This is a genomic window from Sphingopyxis sp., from assembly GCF_965279755.1.
Classification (GTDB): Bacteria; Pseudomonadota; Alphaproteobacteria; order Sphingomonadales; family Sphingomonadaceae; genus Sphingopyxis.
In genome coordinates, this window is record NZ_OZ257261.1 from 406,955 (window position 1) to 428,406 (window position 21,452).

The following is a 21,452-nucleotide window of genomic DNA, read 5'->3' on the forward strand; positions in this document are numbered from 1 at the left end:
CGGAAGTATAACTACTGCGCCTCGAACAGGTCCGGATACTGGCGCGGTTGGCATCGCAGATATTGCGGCGGCGCCTTTACGCGCGCACCCAGATGCGCGGCGGCGTGCCACGGCCAGCGCGGGTCGAACAGGATCGCGCGTGCCAGCGCCACCAGATCGGCGTCGCCGGATGAGACGATAGCCTCGGCCTGATCATAATCAGTGATCAGACCGACCGCGACGACGGGCATCGTCACCGCCTGTTTTACCGCCCGGGCGAGCGGCACCTGATAGCCGGGTCCCACGGGAATATCCTGCCGCGGATCGAGCCCGCCGCTCGAAACATGGATCGCACCGCAACCGCGCGCATCGAGCTCCTGAGAGAAAGCGACCGTTTCCTCGATCGTCCAGCCGCCCTCGACCCAGTCAGTTCCCGACACGCGGACAGTGACCGTCCGGTCGGCCGGAAAGGCGCGCCGCACCGCCTCGAATACCTCGAGCGGGAAGCGCATGCGATTTTCGAGACTGCCGCCATAGTCGTCGGTGCGCCGGTTCGACAGCGGCGAGAGAAACTGGTGCAGCAGATAGCCGTGCGCCGCATGAATCTGGACCGCGTCGATACCGAGGCGCGCGGCGCGCACCGCGGCAGCCGCGAAGGCTTCGCGGATATGCGCAAGGCCCTCGGCATCCAGCTCCTCCGGCGCGACCTGTCCGTCGGCGAAAGCGACAGGCGACGGGCCGGATGTCTGCCAGCCGTTCGGATCTCCGGGCGACAATTGCGCCCCGCCCTTCCAAGGCACTTCGGTCGAGGCCTTGCGCCCCGCGTGGCCAAGCTGGATCGCGATCGGCATGTCCGACCAGCGGCGGACGCTTGCCAGCGTTCGCGCCATTGCCGCTTCGGTTGCGTCGTCCCACAGACCGACGTCGGCATGGCTGATCCGTCCTTCGGGCAGCACCGCTGTCGCCTCGATCGTCAGCAGTGCCGCACCCGACAGCGCCAGATTGCCGAGGTGAATAAGGTGCCAGTCGGTCATGCAGCCATCGACCGCAGAATATTGGCACATCGGCGCGATGATGATGCGGTTGTCGAGCGACAAGCCGCCGACGGACATCGGCTGGAACAAGGCAGATTCGGTCACATTGGCTCCAAATGACGGTCTGTGGTCAGACGCCCATCATACCGGCGGTGGTCGCGCCGTCGATGACATAGTCGGCGCCCGAGATAAAACCCGCCTCGTCGGATGCAAGGAAGGCGACGAGCGCGCTGACTTCATCGAGCTGCGCCATGCGCCGCATCGGCGCCATACCCTCGAACGCCGCGCGCGCCGCCACCGGGTCGGGCGACCGGTCGATGACGCCGCGGATCATGTCGGTCTCGACAACGCCGGGCAGGATCGCATTGACGCGGATCTGATAGCCCTTGCCCGCGCAATGGATCGCCGCCGATTTGACAAGCGCGACGACCGCGGCCTTGGTCACCGAGTAGGCGGCGTAATTGCCCATCGCACGATGCGCGTTCATCGACGAATTGACGATGATAGAGCCTTTCGGTCCTTGCGGATTCTTCGCCATCGCGCGGATGGCATGCTGAACGGTCAGCATAACGCCGGTCTGGTTCACGCCGACGATATGGTTCCACGCGTCGATGCCGATATCCTCGACGCTGGCATCGCGCGCTTCGGTGCCCGCATTGGCAAAAGCGATATCGAGCCGCCCATATTCGGCATCGATCTCGGCCATCAGCGCATCCCACGCCGAGGCATCCTCGACACGGTGCGCGCGAAAGACGGCGCTGGTGTCTCTTTCGACAATCGCCGCGGCTTCGGCATTGGAGCCGGTGAAGACCACTTTCGCGCCCTCGCGCGTCAGCCGCGCCACCGCCGCGGCGCCGATCCCGCTCGTGCCGCCGGTGACCAAAGCGACCTTGCCGGCCAACCTCTGCTCCATCGCGCCTCTCCTCTCATCTGCCCTCTTGCCAGTTTCGCGAACCTCGGGAACCTATCAATACAGCAAGGTGACGACGGCGCACCGCGTCCGCATGATGGCGCTACATCAGGAGGAGAGGACCGGCGATGAGCGACAGCGAACATCCGCCCCGCATCAATTGCGTGCTGATCTGCGGCGGCGTCTGGCATGACATGGATTTCGCGCGGCTCGAATTGCTGAAACTCCTCGCCGAGGACCAGCGCGTCCGTACGCGCGTGTTCGAGAATTACGACAATATCGACGCAATCACGGCGGCCGACATCCTGATCACCTACACCTGCGACGTCACGCCGTCGCTTCCAGCTCAGGAGGCGCTCCGCGACTGGCTGAAGCGCGGCGGACGCTGGTACGCGCTCCACGGGACCAACTCGATCCTGCGCCTGCTCGATAGCGGCGTGTGGGACGCCCCCCGCTGGGCTCCTCTGATGATGGACCTGCTCGGGTCGCAATTCATCAGCCACCCGGCGATCGAGCCCTACACGGTGCGCGTCGTCGATCCTGACCATCAGCTCACCAAGGGCGTCGAGCCGTTCGAGACGACCGACGAGCTGTATCATGTGGAGACGTACGGCGACCTGCACGTCCTGCTCGACACCGAATGCACCGGTCCGGGCACCGGCTTCGTCGAGGCCGACGATGCCCCGGGGACATATCCGGTCTTCTACATCAAACAGCATGGCGCGGGCGCGGTGCTTTATCTGACGCTCGGCCATTGCCGCGGGCATTACGACCTCCAGCCGATGATGGACTGGTGGCCGACGGTCGACCGCTGCGCGTGGGACCTGCCGGTGTTCTATGACCTGCTGCGCCGCGGCATTGGGTGGCTGAAGGAGCGCGAAGGCGCTTAGGCCACGGCGCGAAGCTTTCTCCGGTCCTCAAGGATCAGCCCCGCCGCCCGGAGTGCGAGCGCCATCGCGGGCGCATTGGTGTTGCCCGTCACCGGCGACGGCATCACCGAACAGTCGACGACGCGCAGGCCGCCGATACCATTTACCCGCAACCGGGCATCGGTGACCGCACGATTGTCGCTGCCCATCCGGCAGGTGCCGACGCCGTGGAGCCCGCAGGTCGCGAGCCGGCGGAAGGCGGCGAGGATTTCGGCGTCGCTCTGCACCGCCGCGCCGGGCAGCAGTTCGCGCTCGACCAACCCGACGAGCGCCGGCTGCGCCATATAGCGGCGCATCGCGTGGACTGCGGCGATCGCGGTGCACTCGTCCTCGCGAGTCGATAGCCAGTTGGGTTTGATGTCGGTGGGGGCATCGCTGCCCGGTCCTGTGATCAGGATACTCCCTTCGCTCGTCAGGCGGAGGAGCTGCCCATAAATGGTCATTCCGGGCTTGCGATCGATGCTGTTCAGCGGGACCGGATGCTTCTCGTCGCCGAGCGCGAAGGTATAGCCGCCGAGATAAAGCTGCAGATCGGGGCGCAGGTCGCGGCTCGTGAGGTTCAGGAAGGCGCCGACCTCGAACGGTCCGGTCGCCATAATCCCGCCGCGCGTCAGCATATATTGCGCCATCGCGCGCATCAGGCCGACCCCGAAAAAGCTCCGGTTGCTGCCGACATCGCGCGACAGGCGATGCGGCATCGAGAAACCGAGATGCTCGCGTAGCCGCCCACCGACATCGGGCGCATCGACGACCGGCTCAACCCCGGCAGCGCGAAGCACATCGGCAGGACCGATCCCCGACCGCTGAAGAAGCAAAGGACTCTCGAGCGTCCCGCCAGACACGATGACCTCGCCGGCGCAATCGAACCGCTGCGGCTGGCCCGCAACCCTGGCTTCGACGCCGGTAACGCGGCCCTTCTCGACGATCAGCCGCTCGGCCATCGCGTGCGTCAAAATGTGCAGGTTCGATCGCTTCTTCGCGCGCGTCAGGAACGTCGTCGCAGCGCTCTCGCGCTGTCCGCGGCGGACATTATGCGAATAGAAACCGACACGGTCCAACGTCGCGGCGTTGAGGTCGTCAACGGGCCTAAGCCCCATCTCCACGCCCGCCTGCACCATCGTTTCGGCGAGCGGATAGCTGTGGATCTTCGGGGCCACCCCGACCGGCCCGCCCACGCCGCGCATAGCGCTGGCGCCGAGACCATGATCTTCGAGCGCGCGGAAGGCGTCGGTCATCGCCTCGCCGTTCCAACCGGTGCAACCGAGCTTTTCCCACTCGTCATAATCGGCGGGCTCGCCGCGACTCCAGATCATGCCGTTGACCGCCGAAGATCCGCCAAGGCCCTTGCCGCGAATCCACACTTCGGCCGGTGCCGCGCCATCGCCGCGCGGCTGCGATACGCCATAGGCCCAGATATGATCGGGGTTGGTGACCAGCTTCGCGACACCTTTGGGGATCGCGACCCAGCGACTGTCGTTGCGGCCTCCCGCTTCGAGCAATAGGACGCGGATGCTGGGATCGAGACTCAATTGCTCGGCGAGCACGCAGCCCGCCGATCCCGCGCCGACGATGATATAGTCCCAGGCTTCGCTCATGCCGCCTCTCCTGTCCCGGCACGATTTGGAACCGCGGACGCGTTTCCCGCACCTAGCGCAATAAATAGTCCCATAGCCTCAGTCGCGGCATGATAGTGCCGCAACAAAAGAGGGAGGACAGGATGGCAGGGCAAGGCCGCATTGCGGGCAAGATCGCGTTCGTCACCGGCGGCGCATCGGGGCTGGGGCTCGACATCGTCCGCCGCTTCGTTTCTGAGGGTGCGAGCGTCGTCATCGCCGACATCGACCTTGCGACAGGTGAGGCTCTTGCCGCCGAACTCGGCCAGCGCTTCGTGAAGCTCGACGTATCGAATGAAGCCGAATGGCTCGTCGCGCTCGATACCTGCGACCGGATAGACATCCTCGTGAACAACGCCGGCATCACCACCATGGGTTCGATCGAGGATCTGACACTCGCGGCATTCCGGCACGAGTTTGCTGTCGATGTCGATGGAGTATTCCTCGGCTGCAAGCATGTTATCCCAAAGATGAAGGATCATGGCGGGTCGGTGATCAACATGTCGTCAATGTGCGGCGTACGAGCACAGGCCGACCTCGCAGGCTATAATGCGGCCAAGGCGGCTGTTACCCACCTCACCAAGTCGGTCGCGCTCCATTATGCCGCCAAAGGCTATGATATGCGCTGCAACTCGGTGCATCCTGGTGCGATCCACACCGCGATGATCGATAAGGTGATGGCGCAGGTTGAAGATCCCGAAGCGCTGTACGCCGGCTTCGTCGCCACGCACCCCGTTGGCAGGCTCGGCAAGCCCGAGGAGGTTTCGTCGATCGTGCTCTATCTCGCGTCCGACGAATCATCCTTCGCAACCGGCGCGGAATTCCGCGTCGATGGCGGCAGCTCGCTGTGACCGCCGCGCGCATCGAGGGCCGCGTCGCGCTTGTCACCGGTGCGGGATCGGGGATCGGCCTTGCAACTGCCCGGCGCCTCGCAGCCGACGGCGCGCGGGTGCTCACGACCGACCGCGCGGGCGAGGTCGACATCGTTGCAGACGTTACCGAATCCGGGATCAACGCGAAGCTGGTTGCCGAAGCCCAGGCGCGGTTCGGCCAGCTCGATATCGTCGTCGCCTGCGCGGGCGTCACGGGCATGCAGATGCTCGACGGAGCCGATGATGCGTTTTTCGATCAGATGATGGCCGTCAACGTTACAGCGGTGTTCCGCCTGATGCGCGACGCGCTGCCATTGCTCAAATGCTCGCCGCACGGCCGCATCATCCTGATCGGATCGGTGATGTCGAGCTTTGGCGAGGCCGGGATGACCGCCTATAGCGCGTCGAAACATGCGGTGCTCGGCATGACGAAATCGGTCGCGGCCGAGGTCGGTGCGTCCGGAATTACGGTCAATTGCATCCAGCCCGGCGCGATCGACACGCCGATGACCGCGCCCGCTTTCTCCGCAATGCCCGAGTTCAGGCAGAAGTGGATCGACAAGGCCGCGTTGGGGCGCCTCGGCCAGCCCGAAGACATCGCCTACGTCGCCGCCTTTTTGGCGTCCGACGACGCGCGTTTCATGTCAGGACACGGCCTTTTCGTCGACGGCGGAGCGACACAACGCCAGTAAAACCAAGGCATTTGATACCGCTACGGCACGCCTGATATTTTTGATGATTGTTGAATCGGGGCATTCAGCGGACCTTGCCCTCAACGTGACCGGCGAGCCTATGCGCCGGCATGAGAGGGAGGAATGACGATGACCACGCATGCCCGAATGCTGCCTGCCGTCTATGCCACTGTGTCGCTCGCAGCACTTGCCATCGCTACCCCGGCCTTCGCGCAGGAGGCGCCAGCCGAGGAAAGCAGCGGCAGCGCGATCCGCGAAATCGTCGTTACGGCGCAGAAGCGCGAAGAAAGCGCACAGTCCGTCCCGGTTGCGATTACCGCGTTGGATGAAAAGGCGCTGGATACCGGCATGGTGCAGGATATTCGCGATGTCGCGGGACGCGTTCCCAGCCTGGTGATCGACAGCGTGTCGGCCGGTCCGAGCGCAGCTGCGATTTCCATTCGCGGCATTTCATTCGAGGACATCGAGAAAAGTTTCGACCCGACCGTCGGCGTCGTCGTCGATGGAGTGTTTATCGGCACGAACACCGGTCAGCTGCTCGACAGTTTCGACCTCGAAAGCCTTCAGGTTCTGCGCGGTCCGCAGGGGACATTGTTCGGCCGTAACACGATCGGCGGCGTGATCGAGGTGAAGCGCACCAAGCCCACCGACGACTTCGGGGCCAAAGGGCGGTTTTCCTACGCGCGGTTCGATACGAAAAGCGCGCGTCTTGTCGTAAACAGCGGCAAGCTGGGCGATTTCATCGCGCTGAAGGCGTTCGGCTATTATGACAAGACCGACGGTTTTGTCCCGAACCTCAGCACGGGCGGACGCGACGGCAAATATGAAACGCTGAGCGGCGGCATCACGGCGCTGATCGAGCCCAGCAGCGATTTTTCGGCCGAAATCACATATGAGCACAGCCGCGAGCGCGGCGAGACGGTTTCGATCCCCGAATCGTCGAGCCTGGACCTGATCTGCCTGGCCGCAGGCGTTCCCGGATTTTCGCCGGTTGCCGAATGCAATCGCTTCTCGCTTCCCGATCGCGGCATGGGGGGAACCTATCAATTGGCGCCGCATGACGTCAGCAACGATACCGACGCGATCACCGGCAATGTCACCTGGTCGCTGGGCGATAATCTGACGCTCTATTCGGTCACCGGCTATCGCACCAACGACGAGAATGTGGCGCAGGACTTCGACGGTAGCTCGGCCGACTTCTTCGCCACCCGGCGCATCCAGCAGTTCGAACAGTTCAGCCAGGAACTGCGTGTCCTCGCGGAACTCGGCAGTGCGGTCAACCTGCTGGTCGGCGGATATTATTACACCAGCAATTACCAGCTGGACCAATATACCCGGCTGGGACCCGTGCCCTCGCAATCCGCGACGGGAGCGACGCTTCGCGCCTACACCGACAACAAGGCGACGTCCTATGCCGGTTTCGCCGACGCGCAATTCACGCTGAGCGACAGGTTCAAGCTATCGGTCGGCGGCCGGTACACGCGCGACAAGAAGGAAGCCTTCAACAATTACGGGCAGGTCGTCGGGCTCGTCGAACTGAGCCTGCCGACCTTCGACGGGAAGTCGTGCGTCGCCGCGAGAGGGGTATTCGGGCCGGGACCGCTTGCCGGACTTCCCATATTCAGCGCGGCGAATAATTGTACGGGGGAAAAGTCGTTCGGAAAGTTCACCTGGCGCGCCAACGCGACCTATGAAATCGGCGACAACAAAATGATCTATGGATCCTATTCGACCGGCTTCCGCTCGGGCGGTTTCAACGGACGCGCGGCATCGCCGACGTCGCTTGGCCCCTATTTCCCCGAGACCGTCGATGCCTTCGAGGTCGGGCTGAAGGCCGACTGGCTCAACCGGACGTTGCGGACCAATATTGCCCTGTTCCACACCAAATATAACAACAAGCAGGAAGAGGTCGTCCAACCCTCGCCGCCGGGATCGGCCCAGCCGCAAGAAACCGTCGTTGGAAACGCCGCTTCGGCAAAGATCTCCGGCGCCGAACTCGAGCTGATCATGCAGCCGTCCGACTCGCTGAACTTCACGGCGTCGGCAAGCTATATCGATGCCAGATATGGCACGTTCCTGAAGGATCTGAACGGCGACAATGTCGGCGACGACGTGTCGACGTTGACCCTGCGCCGCGCGCCGAAGTTCCAGATTTCGACAGGCGTCAACTATTCGAAGGAAATCGGCTCGGGGCGCCTCGACGCCAATCTGTTGCTCCGCTTCCAGAGCAAGACCGCAACCTGCATCGTGGCCAACCGGCCGATCGTGCTCGGCGCGGTGACCAATGATTTCCGCTGCTTCACCAAGGACCGCGAAAATCTGTCGGGGCAAGTCTCCTACACCTTCATGACGGGCAGCGGAGAAATCAGTGTCGCCGTCTTCGGCCGGAATTTGACCAACGTCCGCGACATCGGCAGCACCTTGCCGGTTGCAGGTCTTTTCACCTTCTCGGGCGCCATCGAGCCGCGCACTTACGGCGTCGAAGTCGGCTTCAAGTTCTAACGACGAAACGGACCCGCCCCGGGCACGGCGGGGTCGTAAAAGGGGGGCCACGAACAAGGGGCGGCGCGTTGCACCGCCCCTTGTTTGATGGACAGACCAGAGGAACCAGAATGACGCAGGCCTTTTTCGACCATCCCTATCTGTCGGGCCACCATCAGCCGGTGCGGTTCGAGGCGACCGCGCCCGACCTGATCGTCGAGGGCGAGATTCCTTCCGATCTTGTCGGCGTCTTCTATCGCAACGGGCCCGAGCCGCTCTATCCGACGCGCGAGGGCGAGTATCACTGGTTCGACGGCGACGGCATGGTCTATGCCTTTCACATCGCCGACGGTCGCGCCTCGATGCTCAACCGCTGGGTGCGGACCGAGAAGTTCGAGATGGAGAAAGCCGCAGGCCGGCGGCTTTTCGGCATGTTCGGCAATCCGATGACCGCCGACCCGTCGGTGCAGGGCAAGCGGTACAATACCGCGAATACCAACATTATCGTCCATGGCGGCAAGTTGCTCGCACTGATGGAGGGCGCGCCGGCGGTCGAACTCGACCCGCGCACGCTCGAAACGCTGGGCGAGGAACATTATGGCGGGACGATCACCACGACCTTTTCCGCCCATCCCAAGATCGACCATTATACCGGCGAGCTGATCAACATCGGCATGGCGATCAACGGCCCGATGGGGGCCCCGCAGATGCGGTATGACGTGATCGCCGCCGACGGCAGCGTGCGCAAGGCGGAGGTCATCGACATGCCGCACAACGCCCTGATGCACACATTCTTCCTGACCGAAAACTGGGTCGTCTTCCCGGTGATTCCGATCGACGCCGATCTCGGCCGGTTCATGAAGGGTGGACCGATGACCGCCTGGGTCAACGGCCGTCCCACCAAATTCGGCGTGATGCCGCGCGAAGGATCCGCGAGCGACCTTCGCTGGTTCGATTACGAACCGCGCCACATGTTCCACGAGCTCAATGTCTGGGAGCAGGACGGCAAGATCGTCGCCGACGTCGCCGCAGCGAACGGCACCGCGCTTTTCCCCGACGAGACCGGGGTCAAAAAGACGCATGGCGACACGCAGCAAAGCCTGCGCCGCTGGACGATCGATCCGGGCACCAACGGCAACGGTACGTGGATCAAGGAAGAGACGCTGAACGACCGCGACATCCAGTTTCCGCGCCCCGACGACCGCTTCATGACGCGCGCCTCGCGCCACAGTTTCGCGAACATCAACCTCAACAGCCGCGACGGGCGCGCGGAAGGCATGGACGGCGTGCTGCGTTTCGACACGGTCAACGGCAAGGAAGATTATTATCACTTCGGCAACGGCGCCTCGTGCGGCGAGCTGATCTTCGCGCCAAGGATGGGTGCGACAGGCGAAGGCGACGGCTATGCGATGACGCTGGTCCATCGCGCCGGGGCCGCGACGAGCGAACTCGCGATCTTCGACGCGCTCGACATCGCCGCGGGGCCGGTCGCGCTGATCCATGTCCCCTTCCGCGTTCCGTCGGGATTCCATTGCAATTTCTATGCGGCGGACTCCATGCTCTATCGGCATGCGCTGGGCGAAGCATAGGGAGAGGATAACCCGTGAAGGTCGCAGCATTTGAACGCGTCGCCGATGTCGCGCGGCGGAACGGGCGCGAACGGCCCGACAAGATCCTCTTCCATTTCGAGGGCCGGGCGACGACTTACGCCGCCTTCGATACGAGCAGCAATCGCGCCGCCAACGCGCTGATTTCTATCGGTCTGAAGCCCGACGATCGCGTCGCCTATCTCGGAAAGAACAGCGACCTCTATTTCGAGCTGGTGATGGCGACTGCCAAGGCAGGCGGCGTAATGACCCCGGTGAACTGGCGCCTCGCGGTGCCCGAGATAGCCTGGATCATCGACAATTGCGGCGCGCGCATCCTGTGCGTCGGTCCTGAATTTACCGATCTTGTGGCGGCGAACCGCGCCGCCTTTCCGGGTGTCGAGCATGTCATCGCCGTCGAGGGCGATTACTCGGCCTGGCGCGATAGCTTTCCAGCCACCGATCCCGACGTCCCGCGCGGAGAGCGCGACGCGGTGATCCAGATGTACACCTCGGGCACCACCGGCAAGCCCAAGGGCGCGGTGCTGACCAACGGATCGGTGCTGCGCTCGAAGCTCGACCGCGATCCGGCGCTGCAGGCCGACTGGGAGCGCTGGGAAGAAAATGACGTCGGCCTCGTCGCGATGCCCTGCTTCCACATCGGCGGCACCGGTTACGGCATCACCGTGATGACCAACGGCGCGACCGGCGTGATCACGCGCGAGTTCGATCCTGGCGGGGTGCTCGACCTGATCCAGGCCTATGGCATCTCCAAAATCTTCATGGTGCCTGCGGCGATGCAGATCATCGTCAACCAACCCCGCGCGCGCGAAGTCGATTTCTCGCGGCTCCGTCATATCGCCTATGGCGCCTCACCGATCCCGCTCGACCTGCTGCGCCAGTGTATCGACGTCTTTCAGTGCGGCTTCGTCCAGATGTACGGCATGACCGAGACCTCGGGCACGATCGCCGCGCTGCCGCCCGAGGATCATGATCCGACGGGCAACGAGCGCATGCGCTCAGTCGGCAAGCCTTTGCGCGGGGTCGAGATGCGGGTGATCGATGAGGGCGGCAACCCCCTTCCTCCGCGCGAAATCGGTGAGATCGCGATCCGCACGCAGGCGAATATGCGCGAATATTGGGGGCGGCCCGAAGCGACGGCGGAGACGATCGACGCTGACGGCTGGCTGCGCACCGGCGACGCTGGCTACACCGACGAGGACGGCTATTTCTATCTCCACGACCGGGTGAAGGACATGATCATCTCGGGCGGCGAGAATGTCTATCCGGCCGAGGTCGAGAATGCGATCTATGGCCACCCCGCCGTTGCGGACGTCGCGGTGGTCGGTATTCCCGACGACAAATGGGGCGAGGCGGTGAAGGCCTGCGTCGTGCTGCGCGAGGGCCAGAGCGCCGATGCCGCCGAGATCATCGGATGGGCGCGCGAGCGGATCGCGGGGTATAAATGCCCCAAGTCGGTCGACTTCATCCCCGCGCTGCCGCGCAATCCGTCGGGCAAGATTTTACGTCGAGAATTGCGCGCGCCTTATTGGGAAGGCCGCGAGCGGCAGATCAGCTAGCCTGCAGCTTGGCCATTGCCGCGCCGACGGCGGCGGCGATGTCATGCTCCTGCGGATTGCCGCGCAGCGCGAGCCCTCCATTGGGCTGCAAATTCTCGCCGGTGACGAAGGCCTCATCGCTCGCCAGCCACAGGCACGCGTTCGCGACATCCTGCGAGGTGTTGAGCCGTCCCAGCGGATAGCGCGGCAGGAAGGCGTCGACGAGCCCCGGCGTTGCGAACGCGCCTTCGGTCATCGGCGATTCCGTGAAGGCCGGCGACACGATGTTCGCCCTGATACCCGCCGCACCGAAATCATTGGCGACGCAGCGGATCAGCGCCTCCGACCCGGTCTTGGTGCCGATGTACGCGGCATGATTGCTAATCGGCGAGCGCGTAGTCGCCGACGAGATCTGGATGATCGACCCACCGCTCGGCTCATTCGTCAGCATCGCGCCGACGAACGCCTGCAGGAAATGATGCACGCCGGTGAATTGCAGCGCGACAATGCTCGCAAGCTCCTCCTCGGTCACATCGAGCAGGGGCTTGAGCAATCCCCAGCCGCTCGCGTTCAGCGCGACATCGACTCCGCCCATTTTTGCCTTCGCCGCGTCGGCGAGCGCGAAGACCGACGCCTTGTCGGTGATGTCGCAGAGCGCAGCATGGCCACTGATTTCGGCCGCGAGCGCATCGAGCGGTTCCTGTTTGCGCCCCGCGACCATAACTGTCGCGCCCTCTCGCGCGAACAGCCGCGCGGTCACCTGCGCCATATTTCCCGTCGATGCCGCGCCGATGATGACGGCGCGCTTGCCGGCCAGCCTGCCCATGATCCTCTCCTTACAGCTTCAACAGTTGCTTGCCGCGGTTCTGCCCGCTGAACAGGCGCTTCAGCGTTTCGGGCGCATTTTCGAACCCGTGCTGCACATCCTCACGATAATTGAGCCGGCCATCGAGCACGAAGCTCTCGAGCCGCTTGCGGATTTCGGGAAACTCGCTCGCCCAGTCGAGGACGATGAAGCCCGCCATCGAGCCGCGGCGGAAGATAAGGTTGAAATAATTCTGCGGCCCGGCGGGCAGCGTCCCCATCTCATACCTACTGATCCCGCCGCACACCGCCACGCGCGCGCCGGTCGCGATCTCGCCGAGCATGTCGTTGAGGATCTTGCCGCCGACATTGTCGAAGATGACGTTGACGCCGCCGGGGCAATGTTCCTTGATCTGTCCGCGGATATTGTCCGCCTTGTAATCGATCGCGGCGTCGTAACCGGCTTCCTCGACGAGCCAGCGGCACTTGTCCTCGCCCCCTGCGATGCCGATGGCGCGGCATCCGGCGATCTTCGCAAGCTGGCCGACGACCGATCCGGTCGCCCCTGCCGCGCCCGACACCAGCACGGTATCGCCCGCAACCGGCCGCCCGACCTTGAACAGCCCGCAATAGGCCGTCACACCGGTTGTCCCGAGCACAGACAGCATCGCCGTCGGCGGCAATTTTGTGTCGATCTTCACCAACCCTTCGCCGTTCGACACATGCCATTCGGTCCAGCCGGTCGATCCCATCACCAGATCGCCCGCCGCAAAGCCGGGGTGATTGCTCTCGACCACTTCGCTGATCCCGCTGCCGCGCATCACGTCGCCGATCGCCATCGGCGCGACATAGTCGGCGATATTCTCCATCCAGCCCTTCTGCGCCGGATCGAAGCCGAGATAGAGCGTCTTCAGCAGCAGCTCGCCGTCGCCCGGCGCGCCGACCTCGGTCTCGACGAGCCGGAAATCGCCATCCTCGATCCCGCGCCCGCGCGGATGTCCGTTCAGCAGCCATTGACGCGATGTCGGCATCGATACTCTCCCCTGTTTATGCCGCGAAACTGCGCCTGCACCCCGTCGCCAGCCACCGCCAAAAGTGCCAGTCGATTGGCAGCCCCACCAGCCTAGGGTGTCGTCAGGGAGAGAGATGATGCCCGACGTCCGCCGCAGTTTCTGCCGCTTCTGCCATGCCAATTGCGCGATGCTCGTCACCGTCGACGAAGGCCGCGTCACCAAGGTCCAGGGCGACCCCGACGACCCGGTGTTCGGCGGTTATACCTGCATCAAGGGCCGCCAGCTCGCCGAGGCGCACAACGGCCCGCAAAGGCTCACAGTGTCGCAGAAACGCGGCGCCGAGGGTTTCGCCGACATCGCCACCGAAACCGCGCTCGACGAGATCGCCGACAAGCTCGCTCTAATCATCGCCGAACATGGCCCGCACGCCGTCGCCGTCTATGGCGGCACTTACGCTTTCCAGAACAGCGCCGGGGTCGGCAGCGCGATGTCGTTCGCGCAGGGGCTAGGCACGCGCAACATCTACACCTCGGTGACGCTCGATCAGCCCGCGAAAGTCTATACGACCATGCGCTACGGCAACTGGATGGGCGGGATGCACACCTTCGCCGAGGCCGATGTCGCCTTCTTCATCGGTAATAATCCGATCGTCTCGCACTATGGCCCCCCGGGCGGGCTGCCGCCCTTCTCACCCTCACGCCGCCTGCGCGACGCGCTCGAAGCCGGGCTCAAGCTGATCGTCGCCGACCCGCGCGAAAGCGATGTCGCGAAGCAGGCGCATATCCACCTGCCCGTGCGGCCCGGCGAAGATCCCGCGCTGCTCGCGGGCATCATCAACGTCATCCTGTCCGAAGGCCTCTACGACAAGGCGTTCGTCCAGCGTTATGTCGACGGCGTCGACGAGCTGCAGCGCGCGGTCGCGGGCTTCACCCCCGACGTCGCAGCGGCGCGCGCGGGCGTCGAGGAAAGCCAGCTCGTCGCCGCGGCGCGCATGTTCGCGAACGGCACCAAGGGCGTCGTCTCGACCGGCACCGGGCCCGAGATGGCGGGCAATGGCACGCTCACCCAATATCTCGTCTCGTCGCTCAACATCATCTGCGGGCGTTTCTGCCGCGAGGGCGAGCTGAGCTCGATCCCGCGCGTCTTCACCCCCGTCACCCCGCGCCGCGCGCAGGTCGCGCCGCCGATGGCGCTCTATGGCGAAGGCTTCCCTGCCTCGCGCATTCGCGGCCTGACGCATCTCGGCATGGAAATGCCGTGCAACGTCCTGGCCGACGAGATGCTGACGCCCGGTGAAGGCCAGGTGCGCGCGCTGATCGTGATCGGCGGCAATCCGGTGGTCGCCTTCCCCGATCAGGACAAGATGACGCGCGCGATCGACGGCCTCGATCTGCTCGTCTGCGTCGACGTCAACGCCGAGTCTGCAACCGCGAAGCGCGCCGACTATATCCTGGCGCCCAAGATGTGCCTCGAGCGCGAGGACATCAGCAATCTTAGCGAATGGTGGTACGAAACCCCCTACGCCCGCTACACCGAGGCGATGGTCGAAGCGCCCGAAGGGCTGCTCGAGGAGTGGGAGATGCTCTGGGAAATCGCGCACCGTCTCGGCACCGGCCTGCCGCTCGCGGGCGGCGCCTGTCCGATGGACAAGCGGCCCACCAAGGAGGCCTTCCTCGACCTGATGGTCGCGGGCTGCTCGGTCGCACCGAGTGTCGTGCGCGCTGATACCGTCGATGGCAAGGCGGTGATCTATTCCGACCTTCACCCGGTCGTCGAAGCGGGCGATCCCGATGCGGCCGGGCGTTTCGATCTGACCGCAGGCTCCATGCCCGACCAACTGATCGCCTATGGCGCCGCCGACCAGCCCACGCCCGACTTTCCCTGGCGCATGGTGTCGCGGCGGAGCCGGCACCGCTTCAATTCGACCGGGCAAAATCTGCCCGCGCTGCGCGCCAAGCGCACAACCAACCCCGCCTTCCTGCACCCCGACGATCTTGCGCTTATTCCCTGCGCCGACGGCGATACCGTCCGCATTCGTTCGGCGGTCGGTGAAGTGGTGGCGGTCGCGCGCGCCGCAGAGAATATGCGCCCCGGAGTTGTGTCGATGGCGCATGCTTTCGGCGGCCCCGACATCGGCCCTGACGGCGTTCACGAACATGGCGCCTCGACCAACCGCCTCGTCAGCGAGAGCGTCGCCTATGACCCCATCACCGGTCAGTCGCTTCAAAGTGCGATTCCGGTCTCCATCGTCCCCGCATAAGGAACCCATATGCCTGACAACCGCCGCTTCCTACTGACCCGCCGCCCCAATGGCGCGCCCGTGCAGGAGGACTTCTCCCTCGTCACCGAACCGACGCCCGAGCTCGCCGACGGGCAATTCCTGATCCGCAACCATTATGCCTCGCTCGACCCCGCGATCCGCGGCTGGATGGACGATGCGCCGAGCTATATGCCGCCGATTCCGCTTGGGCATCCGGTGCGCGCCTCCACCGTCGGCGTCGTCGAAGCGAGCAAGGCCGACGGCTTCGCGCCCGGCCAATGGGTGATGGGCCTCAACGGCATTGAGGATTATTCGATCGGCACCGTTGGGGGCTTCACCCAGCCGATCGACGCCACGCTTGTCCCGTCGGTGACCAACTATCTCTCGGTTCTCGGCGCGGTCGGGATGACCGCCTATTTCGGCTATATCGATGTGTGCGAGCCCAAGCCCGGCGACGTCGTTCTCGTCACCGGCGCCGCGGGCGCGGTCGGTTCGCTCGTCGGCCAGATCGCCAAGATCAAGGGCGCGAGCAGGGTTATCGGCATCGCCGGCGGGGCGGAGAAATGCGCGAAGCTGACGGGCCGCTACGGCTTCGACGCCGCGATCGACTATCGCGGCAAGGACCTCGCGGCGCTGACCGATACGATCCGCGCCGAAGCGCCCGACGGCGTCGACATCATCTTCGAAAATGTCGGCGGCGACATCCTCGACGCGGGCCTCAACAATCTGCGCCACGGCGCGCGCATCGGCCTTTGCGGGCTGATCAGCGAGTATAACAGCGTCGAGAAGATCGGCGCGCGCAACATCTGGCAGCTGATCGTCCACCGCGCCTCGATCCGCGGGTTACTCGTCGCCGATTATATCCCGCGCTTCGCCGAGGGCGGGCTGGCGATGGCGGCATGGCTGCAGCAGGGCAAGCTGATCGCCGACGAGCATGTCGACGAAGGCATCGAAAACAGCTTCGACGCCTTCATGCGCCTCTTCGCCGGGAGCAATCAGGGCAAGATGATCCTCAAGATCGCATGACGGGGACGCGCCGCCTTCTCGTCCTGTCGGGCGGCCATCCCTATGAAGCCACCCCCTTCGCCGACCTGCTCGCGAGCTTCGACGGCTGGGCGGTGTCGCACCTGATCCATCCCGAGGCCGAAGCGGCGGTCGCGGAGGGGGCAGCGAACGACGCCGACGCGATCCTCTTCTACGATATGCCCGGCTACAGCTTCGGCGATGGCAAGGCAGCGACGCGGCCGCCCTCCTTCACCTACCGCCGCGCGATCACCGATTATTTCGCGCGCGGTGGCGGCGCGGTCGCGATGCATCATGCGATCGCGGGCTGGGCCGAATGGCCCGAATGGGCGGACATGCTGGGCGGCCGCTTCCTCTACGATCCCGGCATAGCGAGCGGCGAGTATCATCTCGACTCGGGCTATCGTCACGATGTGCGCTACGACGCGGTCGTCCTCGACCCCGACCACCCGGTCACTGCGGACCTCCCCGCGCGCTTTCCGCTCCGCGACGAACTCTATCTCGCGCCGGTCTGGGGCGCCGCCAAACCGCTGCTCCGCGCCGACCACGCCTTTGTGCGGGAGAATTTCTATTCGGCATCGCAAGCCGTCGCGGGACGAATGTTCAGCAATGACGGCTGGAACCACCGCCCCGAAAGCGACCTGATCGCCTGGGAGAAGCCGGTCGGCGCCGGCCGCCTAATCTACCTACAACCCGGCGATGGTCCTGCGGCCTATACCGACCCGAACCTTCGCCGCTTCCTCATAAACGCCCTCGCGCATGTCGCGGCTGCCTAACGAAAATGTGCATCGCGCGGTGGGAGCGGCTGCATATAGTCGGGCGTATAAAGAGAAGAACGAGGGAAGAGGCGCGTGAACACTATCGCCGCAAGCAGTTTTTTCGATCCGCAGGTGATCGCGGACCCGTTCGACTATTATCGCGCCTGGATGCCCAAGAGCCCCGTCGTGCAATTGTCGGAAGGCATGTTCCTCGTCCTCTCCTATGATCTTTGTTCGCAAGCCACCGGCGACGTCGAAACCTTCTCGAACAATTTCCAGGGCACGCTTTCGGGTGCGATGGCCGAGGATGGCGATGTGTCGGCGATCCTTGCCGAGGGCTGGCCGCAGGTCGATACCCTGCTGACCGCCGACCCGCCGACGCACACCCGCTTCCGCAAGCTCGTCAACCTCGCCTTCTCGATGAAGCGCGTCGCCGCGATCGAGGAAGATATGCGCGGGGTCGTCGCTGGCCTGATCGACCGGATGGCCGACAAGGGTGAAGCCGATTTCGTGCGCGATTTCGGCATTCCCCTCCCCGTCGCGATGATCGCGAGCCAGATCGGTATGACGGAGGGCGATCTCGGCAAGGTCAAGCGCTGGTCCGACGCCTTCGTCGACCGGCTCGGGCGGATGATCCCCAAGGAACGCGAGCTGGAATGCGCGCGCGAGGTCGTCGAATTTCAGCATTTCGTGAAAGCGAAGATTGACGAACGCCGCGCCAACCGCACCGAGGATCTGCTCTCGGACCTTGTCTATGCCGAGGTGGATGGCGAGCGCCCGCTCGAGGATGCCGAAATCCTGTCGATCATGCAGCAACTCATGGTCGCCGGGAACGAGACGACGACCTCGGCGCTCGCAGGCGGGCTGCTCCAGCTGATCGAGAATCCCGACCAGATGGCGAAGGCCGTTGCCGCCGCCGATGAAGGCAACGAGCGCGCGATCATCAACCTGGTCGAAGAAGTGCTGCGCACCGAAAGCCCGACCGCGGGCATGTGGCGCATGGTGCTGAAGGACGCCGAGCTTGGCGGGGTCAAAATCCCCAAGGGCGCGATGGTGCAGCTGCGCTATGCTGCGGCGAACCGCGACCCGGCAAAATATCCCGATCCCGACCGCTTCGACATGGAGCGCGCAAACGCGCGCAGCCACCTCGCCTTCGGCAAGGGCATCCATATGTGCGTCGGCAACATGCTGAGCCGCAAGGAAATGGCGGTCGCCTATTCCGAACTGCTGAAGCGCCTCACCAATTTCCGCGTCGCCGAGGGGCATGTGCCAAGTTGGCCGCCGAACATGCTGCTGCGCGGGCTTACCAGCCTGCCGATCACGTTCGAGCGCCGCGCATGAATTTCGACCTCGACGAAGATCAGCAGCTTACCCGCGACATGATCGGCCGCTTCCTCGGGCCGGTCGATATCGCGGCGCGCCATGCGATGCGCAAAAGCGACGGGGGCTATTCGCGCGCGCGGTGGCAGGAGGTCGCCGACCTCGGCCTGCTCGCGCTAGCCGCACCCGAAGCGATGGGCGGCATCGGCGGAACGATGGTCGACCTTGCGCTCGTTGCCGAAGCGCTCGGAAAGGGCGTCGCAATCGATCCATGGCTCGAAAACGGCGTGCTGCCGATCCGGCTGGCCGCCGCGACGGGCGATGCCGCTCTGGTTGGTGATCTCGCGGCAGGCACAGAGTTCGCCGCTGTCGCTTTCGCCGAACCCGGACGTCGCTACGAAGCCGAAGCTATCGGCACGAGGGCAGAAGACAATCAGGTCGCAGGCGCCAAGACCTTCGTCCTCGGCGCCCCGCTCGCCGACACGCTGTTAGTCACCGCAGCAGACAACAAACTTGCCAAAGTCGCGAAGGACGCCGCCGGCGTCGTACGGCAGGACTACCCCGTCATCAACGGCTCGAACGCATCGACGATCGATCTGCACCGCGCCCCCGCCGACATCTTCGACCTTTCCGCCGCCAAGTTCCAGCGCGTCATCGGCGATATCCGCATGCTCGCTGCCGCCGAAATGGTCGGGCTCGCGCAGGCCATGTTCGACGACACGCTCGCCTATGTCGGCGAGCGGCAACAGTTCGGCGCCGCGATAGGCAGCTTTCAGGCCCTCCAGCACCGGCTGGTCGAATGCTATGCCGCGCTGGAACAAGCGCGTTCGATGATGCTGCGTACCGCGATGCTCGACCCGACGACGGACGATGCCAACTGGCCGCGGATCGCTGCGGGCGCCAAGGCCTTCGTTGGCGAAGCAGCAACTCGCATCGGGCTGGAAGCCGTCCAGATGCACGGCGGCATGGGGCAGACCGACGAGCTGGCGATCGGCCATGCGCTGAAGCGCGTGATGCTGCTCGACAAGCTCTTCGGCGATCAGGATCATTGCCTGCGTACTTATACGAGGGCGGCATGAGCGCGCTCGTCCCCGTCGCGCCGGGCCTGTGGACCGAAGAAGCCGAACCGCGGCTGATCGGCGGGCGCCGTCAGGACGGCGAGATCATCTTCCCCGTCCCCGATGGCGACGCCGCGTCGCTGGTCGAGCCCGTGGCGCTGTCGCGCAAGGGCACGCTTTGGTCGTGGACCACGCAAGGGTTCGAACCAAAGGAGCCGTATAGCGGCCCGCAACCCTTCCAGCCCTTTCTCATCGGCTATGTCGAATTGCCCGGCGAAGTCATCGTCGAGACGCGGATCGTCGATGCTCTAGCAGCCGATCTCGTCATCGGTATGCCGATGGAATTCGCCGTCGTCCCCTTCGATGACGCGCGATCGACCTATGCCTTTCGCCCGGAGCGCCAGCCATGAGTGACGACGTCTATATCATCGGCGCGGGCATCCACCCCTTCGGCCGCACCGACAGCCGTTCGGGCCGCGATCAGGGCGTCTTTGCGGTGCGCGAAGCCCTAAGCGATGCCGGCATCGAATGGGGCGATGTCGAATTTGCTTACGGCGGTTCGGCTGCGGCAGGTTCGGCCGACATCATGGTCAACGAGCTGGGCCTGACCAGCGTGCCCTTCATCAATGTCGCCAATGGCTGCGCGACCGGTGGCAGCGCAATCACCGCGGCCCAAAACGCCATTGCGGCGGGGGCGTGCGACATCGCGCTTGCGGTCGGCTTTGACAAGCATCCGCGCGGCGCTTTCAACGCCAAGCCGTCCGATTATGGCCTGCCTGAATGGTACGGCGAAACCGGCATGATGCTGACGACGCAATTCTTCGCGCTCAAGATCCAGCGCTATATGGCGCTCCACGGCATCAGCCGCCGCACGCTCGGGCTCGTCGCAGAAAAGGCCTTTCGGAACGGCACGCTTTGCGACCACGCCTGGCGGCGCTCGCCGGTCGATCTCGACACGATCCTGAACGCCCCAATGGTCAATGATCCGCTGACCAAATATATGTTCTGCTCGCCCGCCGAGGGTGCGGTCGCGCTGATCCTTGCCAGCGGGAAGAAGGTCCGCGAACTGGGCGCCGATGCCGTCCGCATCGCGAGCGTCGCCTTCCGCACCCGCCCTGAAGGATCGTTCGAGGTGTTCGCGCCGTCGATCAGCGTCAATGGCGGCGGCAAGCCGACGCAAATCGCCAGCAAGGCCGCCTTCGAAATGGCGGGTATCGGCCCCGAAGACGTCTCGGTCGCGCAATTGCAGGATACCGAAAGCGGCGCCGAAATCATGCATATGGCCGAAAACGGCTTCTGCGCCGACGGCGAGCAGGAACAGTGGCTCGCCGAAGGGTGGAGCGAGATCGGCGGCAAAATGCCGGTCAACACCGACGGCGGCTGCCTTGCCTGCGGCGAGCCGATCGGCGCGTCGGGCTTGCGGCAGGTTTACGAAAACACGGTACAACTGCGCGGTCGCGGCGGCGAGCGGCAGGTGCCGAACGGCCCCAAGGTGGGCTATTCCCATGTCTATGGAGCGCCCGGCCTGTCGGCGGTGGCGATCCTCGAGCGCTAGAAATAT

18 protein-coding genes are annotated in these 21,452 nt (G+C 64.6%); 13 read left to right on the forward strand and 5 right to left on the reverse strand.

Annotation, left to right across the window (positions count from 1 at the left end; all coding sequences use genetic code 11):
* Positions 1-11 precede the first annotated feature (11 nt).
* On the reverse strand, positions 12-1,118 hold the full coding sequence (locus ACQY80_RS01980) for an NADH:flavin oxidoreductase/NADH oxidase (RefSeq protein ID WP_428683117.1): 1,107 nt from the start codon (positions 1,116-1,118) through the stop codon (positions 12-14).
* A 25-nt stretch (positions 1,119-1,143) separates the two neighbouring features.
* Positions 1,144-1,926: an SDR family NAD(P)-dependent oxidoreductase gene (locus tag ACQY80_RS01985; RefSeq protein WP_428683119.1), complete on the reverse strand. Its 783-nt coding sequence runs from the start codon at positions 1,924-1,926 to the stop codon at positions 1,144-1,146.
* 125 nt (positions 1,927-2,051) lie between these two features.
* Here ACQY80_RS01985 and ACQY80_RS01990 point away from each other — a divergent pair, with 125 nt between their 5' ends.
* Positions 2,052-2,813 (forward strand): ThuA domain-containing protein, encoded by a 762-nt coding sequence (locus ACQY80_RS01990; RefSeq protein ID WP_428683121.1) that lies wholly within the window; start codon positions 2,052-2,054, stop codon positions 2,811-2,813.
* On the opposite strand, the gene ACQY80_RS01995 is transcribed toward ACQY80_RS01990, so the two are convergent.
* Positions 2,810-4,447, reverse strand: coding sequence for a GMC family oxidoreductase (locus ACQY80_RS01995; RefSeq protein ID WP_428683123.1), 1,638 nt, complete (start codon positions 4,445-4,447; stop codon positions 2,810-2,812). The genes ACQY80_RS01990 and ACQY80_RS01995 overlap by 4 nt on opposite strands.
* Before the next feature lie 122 nt (positions 4,448-4,569).
* Between ACQY80_RS01995 and ACQY80_RS02000 the strand changes: the two genes are divergently transcribed.
* From ACQY80_RS02000 to ACQY80_RS02020, 5 genes are all read left to right on the forward strand, one after another.
* Positions 4,570-5,316: a glucose 1-dehydrogenase gene (locus ACQY80_RS02000; RefSeq protein ID WP_428683125.1), complete on the forward strand. Its 747-nt coding sequence runs from the start codon at positions 4,570-4,572 to the stop codon at positions 5,314-5,316.
* The gene (locus ACQY80_RS02005) at positions 5,313-6,029 is read left to right on the forward strand and encodes an SDR family NAD(P)-dependent oxidoreductase (RefSeq protein ID WP_428683127.1); all 717 of its coding nucleotides are present in this window, start codon (positions 5,313-5,315) and stop codon (positions 6,027-6,029) included. Before ACQY80_RS02000 ends, ACQY80_RS02005 begins: the two co-directional genes overlap by 4 nt.
* Before the next feature lie 129 nt (positions 6,030-6,158).
* On the forward strand, positions 6,159-8,531 hold the full coding sequence (locus ACQY80_RS02010) for a TonB-dependent receptor (protein ID WP_428683129.1): 2,373 nt from the start codon (positions 6,159-6,161) through the stop codon (positions 8,529-8,531).
* A gap of 110 nt (positions 8,532-8,641) precedes the next feature.
* Entirely contained in the window at positions 8,642-10,099 is a 1,458-nt protein-coding gene (locus tag ACQY80_RS02015) for a carotenoid oxygenase family protein (RefSeq protein WP_428683131.1), read from the forward strand.
* Positions 10,100-10,113: 14 nt separating this feature from the next.
* On the forward strand, positions 10,114-11,676 hold the full coding sequence (locus ACQY80_RS02020; RefSeq protein ID WP_428683133.1) for a fatty acid--CoA ligase: 1,563 nt from the start codon (positions 10,114-10,116) through the stop codon (positions 11,674-11,676).
* On the opposite strand, the gene ACQY80_RS02025 is transcribed toward ACQY80_RS02020, so the two are convergent.
* On the reverse strand, positions 11,669-12,481 hold the full coding sequence (locus tag ACQY80_RS02025; protein ID WP_428683135.1) for an SDR family NAD(P)-dependent oxidoreductase: 813 nt from the start codon (positions 12,479-12,481) through the stop codon (positions 11,669-11,671). The genes ACQY80_RS02020 and ACQY80_RS02025 overlap by 8 nt on opposite strands.
* Positions 12,482-12,491: 10 nt before the next feature.
* Positions 12,492-13,490 carry an NADP-dependent oxidoreductase gene (locus tag ACQY80_RS02030; protein WP_428683137.1) on the reverse strand — a complete coding sequence of 333 codons (999 nt, stop codon included), beginning with the start codon at positions 13,488-13,490 and terminating at the stop codon, positions 12,492-12,494.
* A gap of 118 nt (positions 13,491-13,608) precedes the next feature.
* Between ACQY80_RS02030 and ACQY80_RS02035 the strand changes: the two genes are divergently transcribed.
* The 7 genes from ACQY80_RS02035 to ACQY80_RS02065 all read left to right on the forward strand — a co-directional run bounded on the left by ACQY80_RS02035 (position 13,609) and on the right by ACQY80_RS02065 (position 21,446).
* A complete protein-coding gene (locus ACQY80_RS02035) occupies positions 13,609-15,732 on the forward strand; it encodes a molybdopterin-containing oxidoreductase family protein (protein WP_428683139.1) in 2,124 nt (707 codons plus the stop codon).
* A gap of 9 nt (positions 15,733-15,741) precedes the next feature.
* Positions 15,742-16,758, forward strand: coding sequence for an NADP-dependent oxidoreductase (locus ACQY80_RS02040; protein WP_428683141.1), 1,017 nt, complete (start codon positions 15,742-15,744; stop codon positions 16,756-16,758).
* Entirely contained in the window at positions 16,755-17,531 is a 777-nt protein-coding gene (locus ACQY80_RS02045; RefSeq protein ID WP_428683143.1) for a ThuA domain-containing protein, read from the forward strand. Before ACQY80_RS02040 ends, ACQY80_RS02045 begins: the two co-directional genes overlap by 4 nt.
* Positions 17,532-17,606: 75 nt before the next feature.
* Positions 17,607-18,854, forward strand: a complete 1,248-nt coding sequence (locus tag ACQY80_RS02050) for a cytochrome P450 (protein WP_428683145.1) — start codon at positions 17,607-17,609, stop codon at positions 18,852-18,854.
* Complete coding sequence (locus ACQY80_RS02055; RefSeq protein WP_428683147.1) at positions 18,851-19,912, forward strand: acyl-CoA dehydrogenase family protein; 1,062 nt, start codon at positions 18,851-18,853, stop codon at positions 19,910-19,912. Before ACQY80_RS02050 ends, ACQY80_RS02055 begins: the two co-directional genes overlap by 4 nt.
* Complete coding sequence (locus tag ACQY80_RS02060) at positions 19,909-20,301, forward strand: Zn-ribbon domain-containing OB-fold protein (protein ID WP_428683149.1); 393 nt, start codon at positions 19,909-19,911, stop codon at positions 20,299-20,301. Before ACQY80_RS02055 ends, ACQY80_RS02060 begins: the two co-directional genes overlap by 4 nt.
* Positions 20,298-21,446, forward strand: coding sequence for a thiolase family protein (locus tag ACQY80_RS02065; protein WP_428683151.1), 1,149 nt, complete (start codon positions 20,298-20,300; stop codon positions 21,444-21,446). Before ACQY80_RS02060 ends, ACQY80_RS02065 begins: the two co-directional genes overlap by 4 nt.
* The last annotated feature ends 6 nt before the right edge of the window (positions 21,447-21,452 follow it).

Coding starts and splice junctions, on each gene's coding strand:
- ACQY80_RS01985 (WP_428683119.1), bottom strand. CDS start 1,926: ATGGAGCAGAGGTTGGCCGGCAAGGTCGCTTTGGTCACCGGCGGCACG.
- ACQY80_RS01990 (WP_428683121.1), top strand. CDS start 2,052: ATGAGCGACAGCGAACATCCGCCCCGCATCAATTGCGTGCTGATCTGC.
- ACQY80_RS01995 (WP_428683123.1), bottom strand. CDS start 4,447: ATGAGCGAAGCCTGGGACTATATCATCGTCGGCGCGGGATCGGCGGGC.
- ACQY80_RS02000 (WP_428683125.1), top strand. CDS start 4,570: ATGGCAGGGCAAGGCCGCATTGCGGGCAAGATCGCGTTCGTCACCGGC.
- ACQY80_RS02010 (WP_428683129.1), top strand. CDS start 6,159: ATGACCACGCATGCCCGAATGCTGCCTGCCGTCTATGCCACTGTGTCG.
- ACQY80_RS02015 (WP_428683131.1), top strand. CDS start 8,642: ATGACGCAGGCCTTTTTCGACCATCCCTATCTGTCGGGCCACCATCAG.
- ACQY80_RS02025 (WP_428683135.1), bottom strand. CDS start 12,481: ATGGGCAGGCTGGCCGGCAAGCGCGCCGTCATCATCGGCGCGGCATCG.
- ACQY80_RS02030 (WP_428683137.1), bottom strand. CDS start 13,490: ATGCCGACATCGCGTCAATGGCTGCTGAACGGACATCCGCGCGGGCGC.
- ACQY80_RS02035 (WP_428683139.1), top strand. CDS start 13,609: ATGCCCGACGTCCGCCGCAGTTTCTGCCGCTTCTGCCATGCCAATTGC.
- ACQY80_RS02040 (WP_428683141.1), top strand. CDS start 15,742: ATGCCTGACAACCGCCGCTTCCTACTGACCCGCCGCCCCAATGGCGCG.
- ACQY80_RS02045 (WP_428683143.1), top strand. CDS start 16,755: ATGACGGGGACGCGCCGCCTTCTCGTCCTGTCGGGCGGCCATCCCTAT.
- ACQY80_RS02055 (WP_428683147.1), top strand. CDS start 18,851: ATGAATTTCGACCTCGACGAAGATCAGCAGCTTACCCGCGACATGATC.
- ACQY80_RS02060 (WP_428683149.1), top strand. CDS start 19,909: ATGAGCGCGCTCGTCCCCGTCGCGCCGGGCCTGTGGACCGAAGAAGCC.
- ACQY80_RS02065 (WP_428683151.1), top strand. CDS start 20,298: ATGAGTGACGACGTCTATATCATCGGCGCGGGCATCCACCCCTTCGGC.